14 protein-coding genes are annotated in these 16,481 nt (G+C 59.1%); 5 read left to right on the forward strand and 9 right to left on the reverse strand.

The annotated features are described in order from the left end of the window. Window positions 1-126: 126 nt before the first annotated feature. On the forward strand, window positions 127-1,590 hold the full coding sequence (locus PSV43_RS25120; protein WP_300204249.1) for a phospholipase D family protein: 1,464 nt from the start codon (window positions 127-129) through the stop codon (window positions 1,588-1,590). A 7-nt stretch (window positions 1,591-1,597) separates the two neighbouring features. Here the strand turns inward: PSV43_RS25120 and PSV43_RS25125 are convergent, their stop codons facing one another. The 3 genes from PSV43_RS25125 to tig form a co-directional block, all read right to left on the reverse strand. Next, entirely contained in the window at window positions 1,598-2,851 is a 1,254-nt protein-coding gene (locus PSV43_RS25125; protein ID WP_300204251.1) for an SGNH/GDSL hydrolase family protein, read from the reverse strand. 59 nt (window positions 2,852-2,910) lie between these two features. Continuing rightward, complete coding sequence (locus PSV43_RS25130; protein WP_300204254.1) at window positions 2,911-4,857, reverse strand: ATP-dependent DNA helicase RecQ; 1,947 nt, start codon at window positions 4,855-4,857, stop codon at window positions 2,911-2,913. Window positions 4,858-5,020: 163 nt separating this feature from the next. Next, window positions 5,021-6,370, reverse strand: coding sequence for a trigger factor (tig, locus tag PSV43_RS25135; RefSeq protein WP_300204256.1), 1,350 nt, complete (start codon window positions 6,368-6,370; stop codon window positions 5,021-5,023). A gap of 138 nt (window positions 6,371-6,508) precedes the next feature. On the opposite strand from tig, the gene PSV43_RS25140 reads away from it, so the two are divergent. Continuing rightward, window positions 6,509-7,006 (forward strand): hypothetical protein, encoded by a 498-nt coding sequence (locus PSV43_RS25140; RefSeq protein ID WP_300204258.1) that lies wholly within the window; start codon window positions 6,509-6,511, stop codon window positions 7,004-7,006. A gap of 6 nt (window positions 7,007-7,012) precedes the next feature. On the opposite strand, the gene PSV43_RS25145 is transcribed toward PSV43_RS25140, so the two are convergent. Then, entirely contained in the window at window positions 7,013-7,309 is a 297-nt protein-coding gene (locus PSV43_RS25145) for a Smr/MutS family protein (RefSeq protein ID WP_300204261.1), read from the reverse strand. A gap of 187 nt (window positions 7,310-7,496) precedes the next feature. Here PSV43_RS25145 and PSV43_RS25150 point away from each other — a divergent pair, with 187 nt between their 5' ends. Both PSV43_RS25150 and PSV43_RS25155 read left to right on the forward strand, forming a co-directional pair. Further along, on the forward strand, window positions 7,497-9,275 hold the full coding sequence (locus PSV43_RS25150; RefSeq protein ID WP_300204264.1) for a SulP family inorganic anion transporter: 1,779 nt from the start codon (window positions 7,497-7,499) through the stop codon (window positions 9,273-9,275). Between the two features lie 7 nt (window positions 9,276-9,282). After that, window positions 9,283-10,383, forward strand: coding sequence for a site-2 protease family protein (locus PSV43_RS25155; protein ID WP_300204266.1), 1,101 nt, complete (start codon window positions 9,283-9,285; stop codon window positions 10,381-10,383). Here PSV43_RS25155 and PSV43_RS25160 read toward each other — a convergent pair. The 5 genes from PSV43_RS25160 to PSV43_RS25180 are packed head-to-tail and all read right to left on the reverse strand — an operon-like array spanning window position 10,380 to window position 15,580. Further along, complete coding sequence (locus PSV43_RS25160; protein WP_300204269.1) at window positions 10,380-11,450, reverse strand: HD domain-containing protein; 1,071 nt, start codon at window positions 11,448-11,450, stop codon at window positions 10,380-10,382. The genes PSV43_RS25155 and PSV43_RS25160 overlap by 4 nt on opposite strands. A 51-nt stretch (window positions 11,451-11,501) precedes the next feature. Further along, a complete protein-coding gene (locus PSV43_RS25165) occupies window positions 11,502-12,920 on the reverse strand; it encodes a TonB-dependent receptor (protein WP_300204271.1) in 1,419 nt (472 codons plus the stop codon). Next, window positions 12,917-13,897, reverse strand: a complete 981-nt coding sequence (locus PSV43_RS25170; protein WP_300204274.1) for an SAM-dependent methyltransferase — start codon at window positions 13,895-13,897, stop codon at window positions 12,917-12,919. The genes PSV43_RS25165 and PSV43_RS25170 overlap by 4 nt, the downstream gene beginning before the upstream one ends. Next, complete coding sequence (locus tag PSV43_RS25175) at window positions 13,875-15,125, reverse strand: valine--pyruvate transaminase (RefSeq protein ID WP_300204290.1); 1,251 nt, start codon at window positions 15,123-15,125, stop codon at window positions 13,875-13,877. The genes PSV43_RS25170 and PSV43_RS25175 overlap by 23 nt, the downstream gene beginning before the upstream one ends. Continuing rightward, window positions 15,125-15,580: a DUF2452 domain-containing protein gene (locus PSV43_RS25180; RefSeq protein ID WP_300204276.1), complete on the reverse strand. Its 456-nt coding sequence runs from the start codon at window positions 15,578-15,580 to the stop codon at window positions 15,125-15,127. The genes PSV43_RS25175 and PSV43_RS25180 overlap by 1 nt, the downstream gene beginning before the upstream one ends. Before the next feature lie 74 nt (window positions 15,581-15,654). Here PSV43_RS25180 and PSV43_RS25185 point away from each other — a divergent pair, with 74 nt between their 5' ends. After that, window positions 15,655-16,224 carry a hypothetical protein gene (locus PSV43_RS25185; protein WP_300204279.1) on the forward strand — a complete coding sequence of 190 codons (570 nt, stop codon included), beginning with the start codon at window positions 15,655-15,657 and terminating at the stop codon, window positions 16,222-16,224. Window positions 16,225-16,481 lie beyond the last annotated feature (257 nt).

Genomic DNA, 16,481 nt, shown 5'->3' on the forward strand with positions numbered 1-16,481 from the left:
CATCTTTGTTCCGCGCTGGAATCCTATCTGATGAAATTTCGGCCTCGTCTCCTGATTTGCGGAGCACTCATTCTTGAGCTGGCAGCTTGCGGGACTCTACGCCCGAATACTGGCACCATCCCTATCATGGGTTTTGTAAGTCAGGAATCCATCGCACACGCCTGCCGCCAGCACACCGTCCACCGCCGGGGCACGGCTGGATTTGAAATGCTGCCGGATGGTCGTGAGTCATACCTCGCACGGCTGGCCATGATTGAGGCAGCGCAGCACAAGCTGGACCTGCAATACTACATCTGGGATGATGATGTGGTGGGCACCACATTCGCCGACCGCCTGCTGGCAGCGGCCGATCGTGGGGTGAAAGTCCGACTGCTGCTGGATCTCACGAACAAAGCCCAGGTGGAGGTGAGTTCCGCTGCGCTGGCGGCGCATCCCAACATTCAGGTGGCCTTTTTCAATCCGCTGACGGATCTGAAGGGTATTTTTGCCGGGAATCCCATTCCGGTGATCGGAGAGATCGACCGCATGCAAAGCCGCATGCACAACAAGGTCATGATCGCAGATGGCGCCCTTGTCATGGGCGGCGGGCGAAACCTGGGAGACACCTATTTTGGCATCGATCGAAAGCACAACATGCGGGATTTGGATTTCATCGCCGCCGGGCCGGTGGTGGATGCGTCGGCCAAGTCCTTTGAGCTTTTCTGGAGGTCGCCGCTGACGCTTGTGGGCGATCAGTCAAAAATCACCGATCGTGAACGCGAAAAGCTGCGAGATCTGCGCAAGCACGTCATGCGCAAGAAGCGTGCACTGGCAGCGAAAAGCGTATGCCCCTACCCTCTTGCGCTGAGCCGGGCAGAGTCTTTGGATGTCTTGCACCAACTCGTGAGTCGCATGATCTGGGCTGAGTACGCGTTTATAGCGGACCCACCAGAGCGCATGATGCGTCAGGGATTTGTGGCATCACCCGTATCGAAAAAAATTGAAGGAGCCATGCGCGAGGCCAGGTCCGAGGTGGTGATGCATGCCGCCTATTTCATTCCCCAGAACGACACGCTGGAGCTGCTAAGAGCAGCCACCGCGCGCGGCGTCCATGTGCAGGTGCTGACCAATTCCCTGGCTTCCATCGACGGAGTGGCCGCCATGGCGGGGATCGTCAACCGCCGCGAAGGTGTGCTCGACAGCGGGGTCAGCCTCTTTGAACTCAATGCGCATGCGGTCGATCGCAAAGACTACATCCATGTGCGCAGACTCACACCGCTGGGCATGCATACGAAAGGATTCGTGGTCGATGACCGCCTGTCGTTCATCGGCTCCTTCAACATGGATCCCCGCTCCAAATACATCAACACAGAAACGGGGGTGATCATCCATAGCGCGGTATTCGCCGCACGCTTGAAATCGTATTTGATGAAGGGACTGCAGGCCGAGAACAGCTGGCACATCACGCGTGCGGCCAACGGCGCCCTCCTCTGGACAGGTCAGCTACCCGATGGCAGTCGCTCAGTGCGGCGCATCGAGCCGGATGCATCGCTGGTTCGCCGGCTGAGCTGCTGGTTCTACCGCTGCCTGCCTTGGGAGGATTTTTTATAAGCCCGCCTCAGCGGATTTCCTCGACCTTGATGGTGTGGGTGACGGGTTTGATGAATTTGCGGACGTTGGCATCCGGCTTGGCATGCTCATCGGCGAGCTTCTTTTTCAGTTTCGTCAGCGCAGCGGCCACTTTGGGTTCTTCAGCAGCCTCAGCAGCGATCACGCGCATGTGAGTGACAAGGTTTTTGATCAGCAGCGTTTCAAAGTTCTCCTTCAGCGTGATGGCGGCGGTCAAGGCGGCGAAGTCGTTATCGAAGGGTGTCTTGGTGAATTCGGCGGCGAGATTGATGCCGGCTTCGAGCTGCTCGCGGGTGAACTCCTTGCTCTGACTGCCCCAGGTGACTTTGGCTTTGGCGGCGCTGAGGTTTTTCACCTTCAGGGTGAGGCGGTTGAGGTCTTGATTGAAAGTGGTGAAAGGCAGGATGCTGCGATTGCTGCCGGCAGATTTTGGATCAGCGTCGAAAATGAAGGGCCATTTCGAGCTTTCCAGCGTCACACTGCCGCCCTTGCCCGCTATGATGGCATGCCCGCTGCTCGCCGCACACTCGCCCTTCAAATCCACCGTGATCGTGCCGATCTCGCCGTCAAAGCCGAGTGCTTTCAAGAAGGCCTGGGCCATCAGGAGCTGGCCTGCGGGTGCGGGGTGGAAGCCGTCGCCGCCGAAGGGGCCGTACTCTTTGCCGAGAGCTGCCTTCGATTTCGCGAGCGCGCTCATCATGCTGTCGTGCACGTTGGCAAAGGGCTGCTTGTTTTCTTCCGCGAGCTTCTTCGCGATGTCGCGCAGGTGTGCGAGGTTTTCGTTGTAGATCTCGCCCTTGATGGTTGGACGCGTGAAGAAATCGGGATCGACTCCACCCGGTGAACCAATCGCCATGACTTTCACGCCAACTTTTTGCAGCCCTGCGATCACCGCGCGCATGTTTTTCTCATACTCGGCGCCAATCTGCGGCGTGTAGGCCGTGTAGCTGCCGTCGTTCATGCCGTAGCAAGTGGTGGCCACATTCGGATTGAACACGGCGAGGTCGTTTTCAAGACGCGCGGCGAATCCGCCGGCGCGTTCGCCACTCCAGCCAAACTGGAACACCTTGATGTCGCTGCGGCCGGTGCAGGCGAGCAGGTAGGTCTCGATGTATCTGGAATAGATCTTCTGCTCGGTGATGCTGTCACCGATCACGGCGACACGGGCGTTTGGCGGCAGCAGGGATTCCGCACGCAGGCTGACGGTAGAAAGGAGGATGGTAAGGAGCGGGAGGATGCGCATGGTGGTTGAAATGAGAGAATCAAATACCTCCAAAAAGGAGGAGTTCTGGCAATGATTTCTTAACTCAGCATGGATTCCGTCTGCGCTAGGACATCGCCAAACGGAATGCGCTCCAGCAAACCGAAGTTGGGATGTCTGCCGAGGCGTTCGCGCGTGGTGGCGGGACTGGTGAGGCCGCAGAGGAAACGTGCGAGCTGGCGGGAGGAGCGCAGGGCGGCTTTGCGCTCGGCGATGACCTCGTGGATGGCGGCGACGTGCTCGACGGTGATCGGTGGTGGCTCGGACTGCGGGATCTCGCGCGGTGATTCGTCGGTGCTGCCTTTTTCGTGCTCTTTGCAGCTCGTGCAGGTGCCGCAGTCTGCAGCCATTTCTTCGCCGAAGTAGTGCAAGAGCCAGCGAGTGAGGCAGCCGCGATGCTGGGCTAAACTCAGCACTTCACCGAGGCGCTCGACATCCCGACATTCACGCTCTGCAAAGAGCTGCTGCATCTTTTTCGTGATCTCCTTGGGATCGCGGCGGTGTGCGTCTTCGGCCAGACGATACTTCTGGCGGCTGCCGCTGGGCTTGAGTTCGATGTCGCCGGATTCCTGCAGATAGGTCAGCGCTTTGAGCACGCGATCACGTGGCTCATTGAGTTCGGCGGCGGCTTCGTCGGGATTGAGCGTGATCCATTTGGTGCCGCGCTTACCGCATTGAAACAGGCTGCGCAGGAAGGCCTGACGTTCCGGTTTGTAACCGGTAAGGATGCGCTGCTCCGGCTGGATGAAGCGGAACTGATAGCTCGCGTAAAACGAGCCGAGCGGACGCAGGATGCCGTTGAGTTCGAGATTGGTGATGACGGTCTCGATAACCAGCGGGCGGATGTCCGTAGCGTGGGCGAGATCGTACATGGAGATATCGAACTCCGCACCTTGCAGCAGCAGATGATCCAGGAGCTGGCGGATGGCCTGCGGCGTGGGTGTGTCGCCAAAGGTGAAGTTTTCCAGCACGATGCAATCGTCCGCACAGGCTAGCATTTCGCAGACGGAGACCTTGCCATCGCGACCCGCGCGGCCGGTTTCCTGCGAGTAGTTTTCGAGGGTCTTGGGAAGATTGTAGTGATACACCGCGCGGATGTCAGCCTTGTCGATGCCCATGCCGAAGGCGATGGTGGCGACGATGACATCGGTCTGGCCGTTCATGAAGGCATCCTGCGCGGCGTGGCGGTGCTCGTCCGGCAAGCCGGCGTGATAGGCGAGGGCGTTCACGCCATTTTTCTGCAAATGCGTGGCCACGTGCTCGGCGGTGTTTTGCAGCGTGACGTAAACGATGGAGGGAACCTTGCGCTTGAGCAGCAGCTTGGTGAGCACGGGCAGGCGCTGCTGTGAGGTGCAAGGAGTGATGCGAAAATGCAGGTTTGACCGCAAGAAGGAGGTCTGCACATGGTCCGCCTGCTCGATGGCAAAGGCCTTGCGAATATCCGCCGCGACTGAGGGCGTGGCGGTGGCTGTGAGGGCGAGCACGGGATTGATGCCGAGTTCCTTGGCGACCAGTGCGAGACGCAGGTATTCCGGGCGGAAATTGTGGCCCCATTCGGAGATGCAGTGGGCTTCATCGACGGCCATCATGGAGATGCGCAGACGTTTGAGGCGCTCGACGAAGTTTTCATTCATGAGCCGCTCCGGGGCGATGTAGAGGAGCTTGAGCGTGCCATTGCGCATGTCGTCAAAGACCTGCATGGCCTCATCCGCTGAGAGTGAGGAATCCAAGCGCGCGGCGGCAATGCCGCGTGCGCGCAACGCCTGCACCTGGTCCTTCATCAGAGCGATCAATGGCGAGATGACGAGCGTCACGCCGTCCATGAGCAGCGCGGGGAGTTGGTAGCAGAGCGATTTGCCCGCGCTGGTAGGGAACAAGGCGAGTGCGCTTCTGCCTGCGAGCAGAGTCTCCATGACCTGCTCCTGCCCGGCGCGAAAGGCCTTGTGGCCGAAGTGCTGTTTCAGGGTGGCGTGGAGATCATGCGACATGCAGCACTCATGGCACATTGAGGCTTCCGAATGCAATGCAAACTTAACGGAGGTCAAGCCATCAAGGCTTCGCCGGTCAAGGGATGGTCAAGAGTCGTGTGACGACCTGCTTGACCTTGCCTTGACCTCTTGACGAATCCTTGACCCGGCTCCGCCGCCTGCCTTACTTGCTGTGCGTGTCGCAGTGCTCCGACTCGGGCTCGGTTTCTTCGACGATGGCTTTGTCCTTGAGAAATTCCATGGCTTCCTGGAGTAGGAGGTCACCGCGGACGTTGTCGATGAGACCGTTTTTCTGCGCTTCGGCCATGAACTTCTTCGCAGGCATCTTCTGACGCTCGGCGATCTGGGCGAGGGCCATGGCGATCTTCTGGCCGGGAACTTCGAGGGCTTCCTTCTTGGCGATCTGCTCAAGGATGAAGCTGACTTTGACGTTCTGGCGGGCCTGATTGGTAGCGCTGTTGAGGATCTCGTCCTGCTGCTTCATGAGCTCTTCTTCGCCGATGCCCTGCTGCATGGCGCGCTGAGCGATTTCGTTGGTGCGGCGCTGGGCTTCGCGGTTCACGATTTCCTGCGGCAGTTCGAACTCAACCTTCTCAAACAGGTAAGCGGTGACCTGATTGGACTTCGCGGCATCACGCGCCTGCTCACGGCGGCGGCGGATGGCGTCGCGCACTTCATTGCGCAGGGTTTCGAGGGTCATTTCATCACCGCCGACCTTCTTGATGAGGTCTTCGGTGAGTTCCGGCACTGCCTTGTTCTTCACGCCGTGGCATTTTGCGGCCAGGGCGATGGTCTTGCCGCGCAGGGCTTCAAAGTTGAAATCGTCCGCGATGGTGATGTTCAGCGTGCGCTCGTCATCTTTGGCGATGCCGACGAGGCCTGCGTAGAAGCCGGGGAGGAAATCATCTTCATCGGCGAGGAGGAACCAGTTTTCCTTCATCTCCTTGAGATGAGCGGGGGCGTCGGGCATCGCTTCGGCGAGCGGCTGGCCTTCGAGGCTGCCGGTGACGCTGAGCACGACGACATCACCGACGGCGGCGACACGGTCCACATCTTCATAGGTGGCCTGGTTTTCACGGAGGTGGAGGAGATCGTGGTCCACATCAGCGTCAGTGACTTCGATGCGGGGGAGCTTGACGGGGATGCCGGTGTACTCTGGAAGCTCAAACTTCGGCGCGAGGCTCATCTCAATGGTAAAGCTGAAGCTGTTGTCGGTGTCGTGATACATCTTGTCATTCACGGCGAGGACGTTGAGGAGTTCGAGGCCTTCGCTCTTCACAGCCTGACGCAGACCTTCGCTAATGAGCTTCTTTTCGAGTTCGTCCTTCACTTCGTTTTCGTAGCGTTTGGCGACGATGCTCTTCGGCGTTTTGCCGGGGCGATAGCCGGGCAGGCGAACCATGCCGGCGAAGTAGGTGATGATTCCGTCACGTTCTTTGCCGACCTGGTCGGAGGGAACGCGGACGTGGGCGACGGCGCGGCAGTTGGGCTGATGTTCGACGTTGATGTTCATGAGAAAGCGATTAGGGGCGAAGTGTTTTCCATCGCGACAACCGGGCGGTGGGAACCGCGTCCGGGTCGGAGGGGCGCGCATGATAGACAGTTTGACGGTTTTGACAAACAGAGAACGACATCCCCGAATTTAGCCTACATGCGTATTTTTCAGAGATTTGAGGTCTGGCTGCTGCTTATCGCAGGCGGAATCGCCATCTGGTGGTCATTTGAACCGTCCCAAAACCTGGCCGAAAACGGTCCCGAAGCGGAAATGAACACCGATTCCCCCCTGCAACTCCGCCGGTGCACGCTGGAGCGCGATTTTGGCAATGCCCGTCTGGATCTCGAGGTACGCTACAAGAATGCAAGCCCCCGCCCGCTATCGATGCGGCCTCCGGACGTGCGATTGGTCAATGCCGCAGGCAAGGAGGTGCCGCCCTTTATTCTCCCAGTGGAACGCCCGCCGAGCATCGAAGCCCAAACCACCGGGGACGTGCGGCTGCGATTTTGGCTGGAAAAAGCCGATCTGGGAGGTCCCCTGACCCTGGAAATCCGTGGGCAGAAGCTGGAAGTCAAAAACGGCACGGCGCTGGATTTGGAGAAGCTGGAGAATGGCAAGCCGAAGGTGTGGACGAATGCGGACTGGACTCCCTGACGAATTTCAGGCCTGTAAAATGACCCAGGTCGCGCCCCAGGAGCCACTGGTTTCATCGGCGGGCCAGATGAATTGCTGAACTTCGGGCAGTTTCGTGAGCAACTGATGTACACCGGTTCTGAGGGTGCCTTTGCCTTTGCCGTGAATGATTCGGACGCGGAGGATGCCGAGCTTGCGGCATTCGGCGAAGTATTCGGGCAGGAGGCTGCCGATTTCATTCGGACGAAAGGTGTGCAGATCGAGCTCCGGGCCGATGGGATGCTCCACAACGTCCGGGATCGATTGGTCAGCGTCTGCGGGCATGGTGGAAGATGATTCGATAGAACCTGGAGTCCAGCGGCAATCGAATAAGCACTGTGCTTGTGATCTGTGCTGAGACGTCTAGCTTGGCCCAAGCGCTTCCAAGGAGTTTCTATTGCGTTCCCAACTACGATCCTGGTTCCAGCAACTGCGTGATTTTTCACGTCAGGGCAAGACGTGGTTTCAAACCGTGGCCGCCGAAAGTGATCTCGACCCTTTTCCGCTCAGGCAGACGCTGCAGGGTTACGACAAGGGAATGTTCAAAGCGGACTTCCGGAGCGGGGTGGACGGCGCGCTGCTGGCCATTCCGCAGGGGATGGCGTTTGCCGTGGTGGCCGGGCTGCCGCTGGTCTATGGAATCACCTGCTCAGCGGTGGCCTGCGTGGTCGGCGCGCTGCTGATGAGTTCGCGGCATGCCGTTTATGGACCGACAAATGCCACAGCCTTCATGGTGGCGTCCTATTTCGCCGCCTTTCCCAACCTGAACCAACTGGCTTCGATGCCGATGCTGGTGTTTCTTGTGGGTGCGCTGCTGATTTTCGGCGCGTATTTCCGTGTGGCGGACATGGCGCGGTTCATCAGCCGGGCGGTGGTGGTGGCATATATCACGGGTGCAGCCTTGCAGATGTTTGCGCATCAGCTGCCGGTAGCGCTGGGCCAGCAGATCGCCGCGCCCCCCGGCAAACACGTGGCGCGAACGCTGGTCTCCGATGTGCACGAGGTGCTGGGGAATCTGCAGACCATTCACTGGCCGAGTGCGCTGATCTGCGTTCTCGCCCTTGGCAGCTACTACGGTCTCAGGCGTTTTGGCAAACGCTTCCCGGCGCTGACGCTGACGCTCATCCTAATGTCTTTCCTCGCCGTGATAATGAACAAAGCGGGGCTGCATGTCGCGACCTATTCAGATCTGTCATTCTCCTGGCGCACACTGCTGCCGCCGTTTCCTGACTTCACGAGTGGCAAGGCTTCAGCGCAGTTCAGCCAGCTCTTTGGGCTCGCGCTTTCACTGGCGTTTGTCTCCATGATGGAAAACTCCGCGATGGCGCGCACGCTGGCCAGCAGGTCAGGGCACAGCGTGGATGCCAACCAGGACATGCTCAGTCTCGGTGTGGCGAATCTGGCCTGCTCCTATCTCAGCGGCATGCCCGCGTCCCAGTCACTGACGCGTTCGCTGGCGGCGTATGAGAGCGGCGCGGTGACGCCGATCTCCGCCATTGTCGGTGGCGTGGTGTGTCTGGTGGCGGCGCTGACTATTGGCCCGCTGGTGGCGTTTGTGCCCAAGGCCGCGCTCGCGGCGATGGTGATCTGTGTGGCCATGGCGCTCATCAACAAGCGGCAGATCCACATCTCCCTGCGCGCGACAGGGGCGGATGCGGTGGTGTTTCTCACGACCTTCATCGCCACGCTGCTCGTGCCCCTGCATGTGGCGATCTTCACCGGGGTGGGCATCTCGATCATTCTCTACCTGCACAAGGCCAGCCAGCCCTCGCTGGTGGAATACGTCTTCAATGAGGAAGGCAATCTGGCCGAAGCACACCAAGGCGGGCGCCAGCATCCGGCCATCTCCATCGTGCATGTGGAGGGTGATTTGTTTTTTGCCTCCGCCGACATTTTTCGCACGCAGATCCAACGATCCTGCACGGACCCCAATTTACGGATTGTCATCCTGAGGCTGAAGAATGCACGCCACCTGGACGCCACGTGCGCCATGGCGATCGAGGAGCTGACGCGGATGCTGCGTGCTGACGGGCGTGACATTATTGTCAGCGGCGTGTCGAAGGATCTGTACCGTGTGTTGAAGGGGGCAGGTATGGTGGAGGTGATCACGAAGGACAATCTCTTCCCCGCCAGTCCGTCCAATCCCAATCTTTCCACCCGCAATGCTTTGCGACGTGCGCAGGAGATTCTGGGCATCAAAGACGCTGACGTGCGTATCTACTACGATCCCTCTAAATCCCCCAAGTCCTAGATTCCTCATGAAATGGTCCTTTCGCCTCTTCACCGTAGCCGGTACGGAAGTCCGTGTTCATGTCACTTTTTTCCTGCTGCTGCTGTTTGTCGCCAGCCAGAGTTTTCTCAGCGGGCAAGGCGCTCCTGCAGCGCTGGAAGCTACGCTGTTCATCACCGTCATGTTTGTCTGCGTGGTGCTGCATGAATTTGGCCATGTGCTGGCCGCACGAGGCTACGGCATCCGTACGCCGGATATCACGCTGCTGCCCATCGGCGGTGTGGCGCGACTGGAGCGCATGCCACGCAAGCCCTCGCAGGAGCTGGTGGTGGCCATCAGCGGTCCGCTGGTCAATGTAATCATCGCTGCGGCGATTTGGCTGGGTTTAGGCATCAATGCCACGCTCAACCCGGACTACAACTTCCTCAAAACGGGCAACTTTTTCGAGAAGCTCATGATGTGGAATGCCTTCATGGTAGCCTTCAATTTGATCCCCGCTTTCCCCATGGACGGGGGCCGCATCCTGCGCGCCACATTTGCCATGGTCATGGAATACGGAGTCGCGACACGCCGGGCGGCCGCGATCGGGCAGGGCATCGCGATGATGGTGGCGATCTACATGCTGCTGAACCACTCTTTTCATCCCATGATTTTGCTCATCTGCTTCTTCATCTTCATGGCGGCAGGCCAGGAGGCCGCCATGGTCACCCAGCAGGAGGTCACGCGAAATCTGCACGTGCGTGATGCGATGCTCACCGATTTTCGCAGCCTGCCACCTGAGGCCACGCTGCGTGATGGCGTGACGCTTCTGCTCGCCGGTGCACAGCAGGATTTTCCTGTACTCGACACCCATGGCGGCATGCAGGGCATGCTGACGCGACATGATCTGATCTCGGCACTCGCAGAAAAGGGCCCTGGTCAACCTGTGATGGAAGTGATGCGCGCCTGCCCCGCATCGACTCAGCCTGCCAGCGAGCTGACCCAGGCGCTCGAAATCTTGAACGCCAGCGATTGTCCGGCCATACCAGTCCTTGATCCCAGCAGCGGCAAACTCGTCGGCCTGCTCACCTCTGAAAATGTGGGCGAGGCACTGATGGTGCGTGCGGCGTTGATGAAACTGCACGCCTAGGCTGCGCTCTCTGCCTGTGGCAGATGCACGGCAGGCAGCGGGGCGACGATGTTCACTGGCCAGGGGGAGAACTTCTCGAATATGCCGGGGGCAAGTTCTTTGCTGCTGGCATAGCCGCGCCGGAACATTTCGAGCTTGGCGTCGATGTTATCGACGTGATGCAGGGCTACGGCCTCTGGCGTCTTTGGCAGCACGGGGGAGCCGAACTCATGGGTGCCGTGATGCGCGGCAATGAGATGCAGCAGATGCAGGCGCACGATTTCGGAAGCAGGCTCCAGTGCGGTCCATTCGGCAGCCGCAGGGTCTTCCAGCAGATCCCGCCACAGTTTGTTCACCAACTCAAGACCCAGTGGAATGTGGCCCAGCATTTCGGCAGTGAGATTGAAGGGCATGGTGAAGCCGGACTCTGCATACACATTTTCCCAGAGTTTGCCACAGTCGTGAAACAAGACGCCCGCGATCATCAAGTCACGGTTCAACTGCGGATACAGGCCCGCAAGCGCGACCGCGCAACGCATCATCTGCGCCACGTGCTCCACCAGACCGCCACGGCGGGCATGATGATTTCTGCGTGCTGCGCCGGTGCGGCGGAAGCGCTCACCGTAGCGTTCAAGAAACACGCAGCAGAGTTTTAGGAGGCGTGGGTCGCGCATGGACTCTATGAAGGCGGTGATGTCGGCATAATCGACCTGCTGGCGTGACGCGAGGTCGGGATCTCCCAGCAGCAGTGTGCTGGTTTCGTCTTCGGCGAGAGTGCGCATCTGCACCTGACGTGGTTCGAGGCCGTATTTACCTTCCACCCACTGTCCGGCGAGCTGGATGAAGGCGTTGCGCGCCAGTTTGGACGCGTCTTGGAACAGGGGATTGTTATCAAAGACACGCCAGATGAACGAATCGGCGGCATCAACGAACTTCACCTCAAAGAACGGACTGCCGGAGCTGGTTGCTTTTTCGATGCGTGATTCGACCTGCAAATGCAGGCGATAAGGCTGCGGCGTTTGATTCGCGACCTGCCGCAGCTGGGTGATCGTGATGAGGTCGAGGTCTTCAGCCGTGGCGTCTTGCATGCCGGCAGATTGGCTGCGGACCACGCACGGCGTCAAGAACGAAGCAGTTTGCTACATGACCGGCTGCCCAATTTCGCGCCAAGGTCCCTGCTTGAGTACGATGTCCGGCACGAGGGACTGCCAGTTGAGATCGCGGGCATTGATCATGTTGCGCACTTCGGCGCTGGTGTGAAAGAGGTAGTCTGGGCTGGGCTCTTCCAATGCACGGACGCTTTTGGTTTCGATTAGGTAGCGCAGGAGATGCTTTTGCTCGGGAGTGACATGGGAGTCGTTTACACCGAGAATCTGGCCGTTCATCGGATTGCCCATGGGATAGACGTAAACACGCACCTGATTTTTGAAGAGCCGTCCAAAGGCTTCGAGCAGGCCGCCTTCGAGATCGGTACACCAGCGTTCGTTGAACAGCTCCTGAAACAAGGGCAGCCCAAGCACGATGCCGATGGGGCACTGGGTGTGGCGCGCGAGGTAGCTGCTGACGCGGTGGAATTCCGGATACTTCGAGATGAGCACGTTTTTGCCGAGCGCCTGCAGCACATCTGCACGTGCAAGGAACTCGCTGTCCGGCACCTCGGCACCACTGGCGAGTAGATTGTGCATGGTGATTTCGAGAATCTCGATGTTGTCACGGGCTTCATCACCAAAATCTGCCTGAAAAGCGGCCTGACCGCGCTCGATCATGTCGAGATTGAGCTTGGTGATGGGATCAAAGCTGCCGCGCTTGAGAAAGACCGGCTTTTTATAAAGCACATCGGAAGCCTGCCAGATTTCGCCATCGGCACCGAACAGTGCGGCGTCAGCGAGCCCCAAGCGGACGAGCTTCAGTGCGACGAGGCGATCCTGAAATTCCGAGGCGGCGAAGGCGGGGCCAGCAAAGTCGATCATGTCAATCTCGACGGATTTACGAGTGATGTCGTCGAGCAGGCTGTGGAGAAAAGAGGACAGGTCCTCCCGCAGATAAAAGGCGGCGTAGATGAGGTTCACACCGAGTTTCCCCAGTGCATCTGCCTGGAGTGCATTGGAGTCGTCCAAGAGACGGACGTGCATCTGGATTTCGTTGCCCGGGCCGCCGGGTTCGGTCTGAAAACGCAGGCCAATCCAGCCATGGCACTCCTCTTTGGTGTCGCGATAGGAGCGTGCGCGCACGGTGTCTGCCAGCGTGAAGAAGGTGGTGGTGGTGCCGCGTTTGGCGTTCAAGCGCTGAATGAGCATGGGATACTCATGCTCCAGCATGGCGCACATGCGCTGGCGCGAAACGTAGCGGGAACACTTGCCGTAAATTTCATCGCTGATGGTCATGTCATAGGCTGACATAGTCTTGGCGACGGTGCCGGATGCACCGCCGGCCCGGAAGAACCAGTTGGCGATCTCCTGACCAGCACCTATTTCGGCGAAGGTGCCGTAGATGGTGTGAGCGAGATTGATTTTGAGTGCTTTCTCATGCGTGCCGGGGCGGTCGTTAACAGAATTCATGTGGTGTGATTTGATGATGCGCATGCTTGACGGCGATGCACGAAGCATTTGAAGGCAGTTCCGGCTCCTTCGGGGTCGGTGAGCCAGGCTGGGGCAGCGTGTAAATGCAGAAATTCGGCCAGGGTCTGTTGTGAGTCCTGCGCGAGGCCCAGTTCAAGCAGCCAGGCGGCGTAGTCGGTGAAGTTGATGTCAGCAGTGATGTCCTGGCGGCCTGGATTGGCATAAAGGTCGGCTCCGGTGAGTCTTTGGTGCAAGAGATAAGCACGCAGCGTGCCGTGTGGCCGCCGATGGTAGAGACGGGGAAATTCGTCGCCGTAGTCGATGGTGAGCATGGTGCCGCTGTGCCAATGCGGGGTCCATTGGTGCAGCCAGTCGCGGATGCTGGAGTGAAGCTCGCAGCGCTGGCGATCCGCGAAGGCGGTGTGGCGCAGGGCGCTGTAGTGGGCTGGCTCAAGAGCGTGCGGGTGCAGCTGCTCCGGCACCCAGACTTCAAGCCAGCGCTGCGCTGCGGCGTCCCACTGCACGAGCGTTGCGGGGAAGGCATCGAGGAGTTCGTTGTGGTAGATGTGCGCGTGGCCTTGAGCAGCGGCGAGTGCGGATTCGAGATCGGTGTGCCATGTCACCTTGGCGCCCAGTTTCTTTTGCTGCTCCTGCCGCAGCACCGGGGAGGTTTCGACGATGTGAAAGGTGAACCGGAGGCGTGCCCACCAGCCGAGGGACTTGCGTACGGCTTGCATAAGCGAGCCATCGCCTGCGCCGACCTCGATGATGTGGCGAACCTGCGGCTGAAGGCGCGATTCTGCTTTGAGCCAGGCGGCGATGGCATGGCCGAGGGATGGTGAAAGCGTGGCGGAGGTGGAAAAATCCCCGGAGCGGCCTACGGTGCGAATATTGCGGGTGTAGTAGCCGCGTTCGGGGTCGAACAGGGCACGCGCCATGAAGGCGGAGAAGGGTTCAGAAACTGCGGATGATTTCATCGGCGATTATTTCCAAGCCTTCGCGAACGATGTGTTCTGGCTGCGAGTAGGTGAGGCGCAGGCACTCATGCGGATGACGCCAGTCTTGCTCCAAACCGAAGGCGAAGTAGTGCCCGGGGATGACGAGCACCTTGCGCTCTTTGAGCCGACGATACAATTCCGCGGCAGAGATGGGCAGGCCATTGACCCAGAGCCAAAGGAAGAAGGCCCCCTCCTGCGCATGCAAGGCCCACGGAACGCGATCTCCCAGCGCCGCAGCGAGAACGGATTTGGCGAAATCGGAGCGTTCACGGTAGAAGGGGCGAATGATCGAGGCGCCGAACCTGACAAGAGTGTCGTCTTTGAGCAGAGGCATGAGGAGGGCCTGGCCGAGATTGCCATTCGCGAGTGAGACGATGGCGTTCATGTTCGAGAGGGCCTTCACGATGTGCGGATCGGCGACGATCATGGCGGTGCGCACTCCGGGCAGGCCGACTTTGCTCATACTGATGCTGAAGATCATGCCCGGCTGCCACTTGGGCTGGAAGCCGTTGTGGATGACGCCGGGAAAGGGATGGCCGTAGGCGTTGTCGATGATGAGCGGGATGCCGTGTGCGTCTGCCAGTGCGTGAAGGCTGTCGAACTCGTTTTGCGTGAGCACGTTGCCCGTGGGATTGGTGGGGCAGGAGACACACATCGCGGCGATGTCGGGTGTGATGCGCAGCTGATCAAAATCGACGTGGTATTTGATCTCGTGCGGGGCGGTCTCGACAATGCGTGGCAGGCAAGCGGTGAACTGGCCGGGGCTGAGCGCTTGATTAGCGTAACCGATGTATTCAGGCAGCAGCGGGAACAGGATGCGACGCCTGGTCGTGCCTGTCTCACCGGCGAGGAGATTGAAGAGCAGGAAGAACGCTGACTGCGAACTGGGCATGACCGCGATGTTTTCGCGGGTCACATTCCAGCCGCATTCGCGGTTGAGAAAGGCGGCGAAGGTTTCACGGAAGAGCGGATTGCCGCCAGGGGGATCGTAGTTGAGCAGCGTGCGGTCGATGCTGCCGTCGTCGAGCATGGCGTGCATGCGGTCGCGCCAGAGCTGCTGCACTTCAGGAATGGCGGCAGGCTGGCCGCCGCCGAGCATACGCATGTCTGGATGGGTGGTGAGCGCGGCTCCGCAGTCATCCATGAGTTCCTGGATGCCGCTGGGGCCGGCAAGGCGCTGGCCGATGTCTGAGAAGGTGGGTCGCATCAAGAGGAGACGGAGGTTTGCACCCAGTCGCGAATATTGAAATTTGGCGCAGCTTTTTCAATCTGCCAGCGGCCATCTGCGTTCAGTCTGACACTGCCGAGCCAGAGCTGGTGCCACTCTTCAGGTGGGATCATGCTGAGCTGGCGCCCGCCCTTGACGTCGTAGAGGTGATAAACCTCACCGCAGACTGGTTCAAAACCGAAGCGGCTTTCGTAGATGAGCTTGTTCCAATTGAACGCGTCGATGACCTCCATGTAGCGCTCCTGGATTTCGACCATTTCCTGCTGAAGCACACGCTCGACCCGGGAGACGCCACGGGATTTGAAGCTGGTGAGGTCCTGCGGGATGATTTTGGCAGCCAAGCGTGAAACTGGATACGGCAGGTAGTTGCCGCGAGGCTCAGGGGCTTGCAGAGCAGCGTCAATAGGGTCCAAAGCAGGAGCGTTTTTATTCATAATTGGGTCTGTGTGTGCATGGGGTGGAACGATGCTTTGATTTGAAAAGCCCCCGCGGGGGCTTAGATTGCGGCATGAAGAACGCCTCAAAACTACTGATGGCCGCACTGCTCTCCGGATTGCTGGCCTCCTGCGCTGGCAGAACGATGGACAGCATCCCGACGCTGGCGGAACTGAATGCCTATGAACAGGTCGTCCGATCCAGATATCAGGCCACGTACGACGAACTTGAGAAAAAGCGCGCCAGCGGTGCGATCAGCAAAGCGGACTACGCGGAGGAAAAGCATCGGCTGGACTCCAAAGTCGCTGAGAGCGTCAACAACGCAGCATGGAACAAACACTATCTGGCTGAGTCAGAGCGCAAATCCAACGGCGTTCCAACACCGGATCAGCCGGTGGCATTGAATCCGGGCCAGGTTGGTGGCAACACGGTCGGTTCGGTCGGATCTGGAGGGATGGGCTCATTTTACATGCCCTCATATCAAAATTATGGCGCCGTTACAGGCATGGGTGGCTCAGCGGGTATGGGCAGCATGCGTGGTGCGAGCGATCAGATTAATAAAGTCCAATCTACCCGTAATGATGCCATGTCAGCCGGGGGAACCTACCTTTCTGCGCCACCGCCCGGTTCCGTTTACGATTAAGATGTCAGGCGTTAACACAACGCAGCACTCCTGATCCTGCCAAAGCACCCAGCAGCAGACGCCGCATCCAAAAAAAATAAAGCCCTGTGAGGAATTATCCCCACAGGGCTTTTGGCGGCGGATTTCTCCGCCACATCGACCTCCCTAGGAGGTCAATGCGTTACTTCTTTTTCGCAGCCTTTTTAGCGGCTTTCTTGGCGACCTTGGCGACCTTGGCGACCTTGGCGACCTTGGCGACCTTGGCGACCTTGGCGACC

This window comes from Prosthecobacter sp. (genome assembly GCF_029946185.1).
Lineage (GTDB): Bacteria > Verrucomicrobiota > Verrucomicrobiia > Verrucomicrobiales > Verrucomicrobiaceae > Prosthecobacter.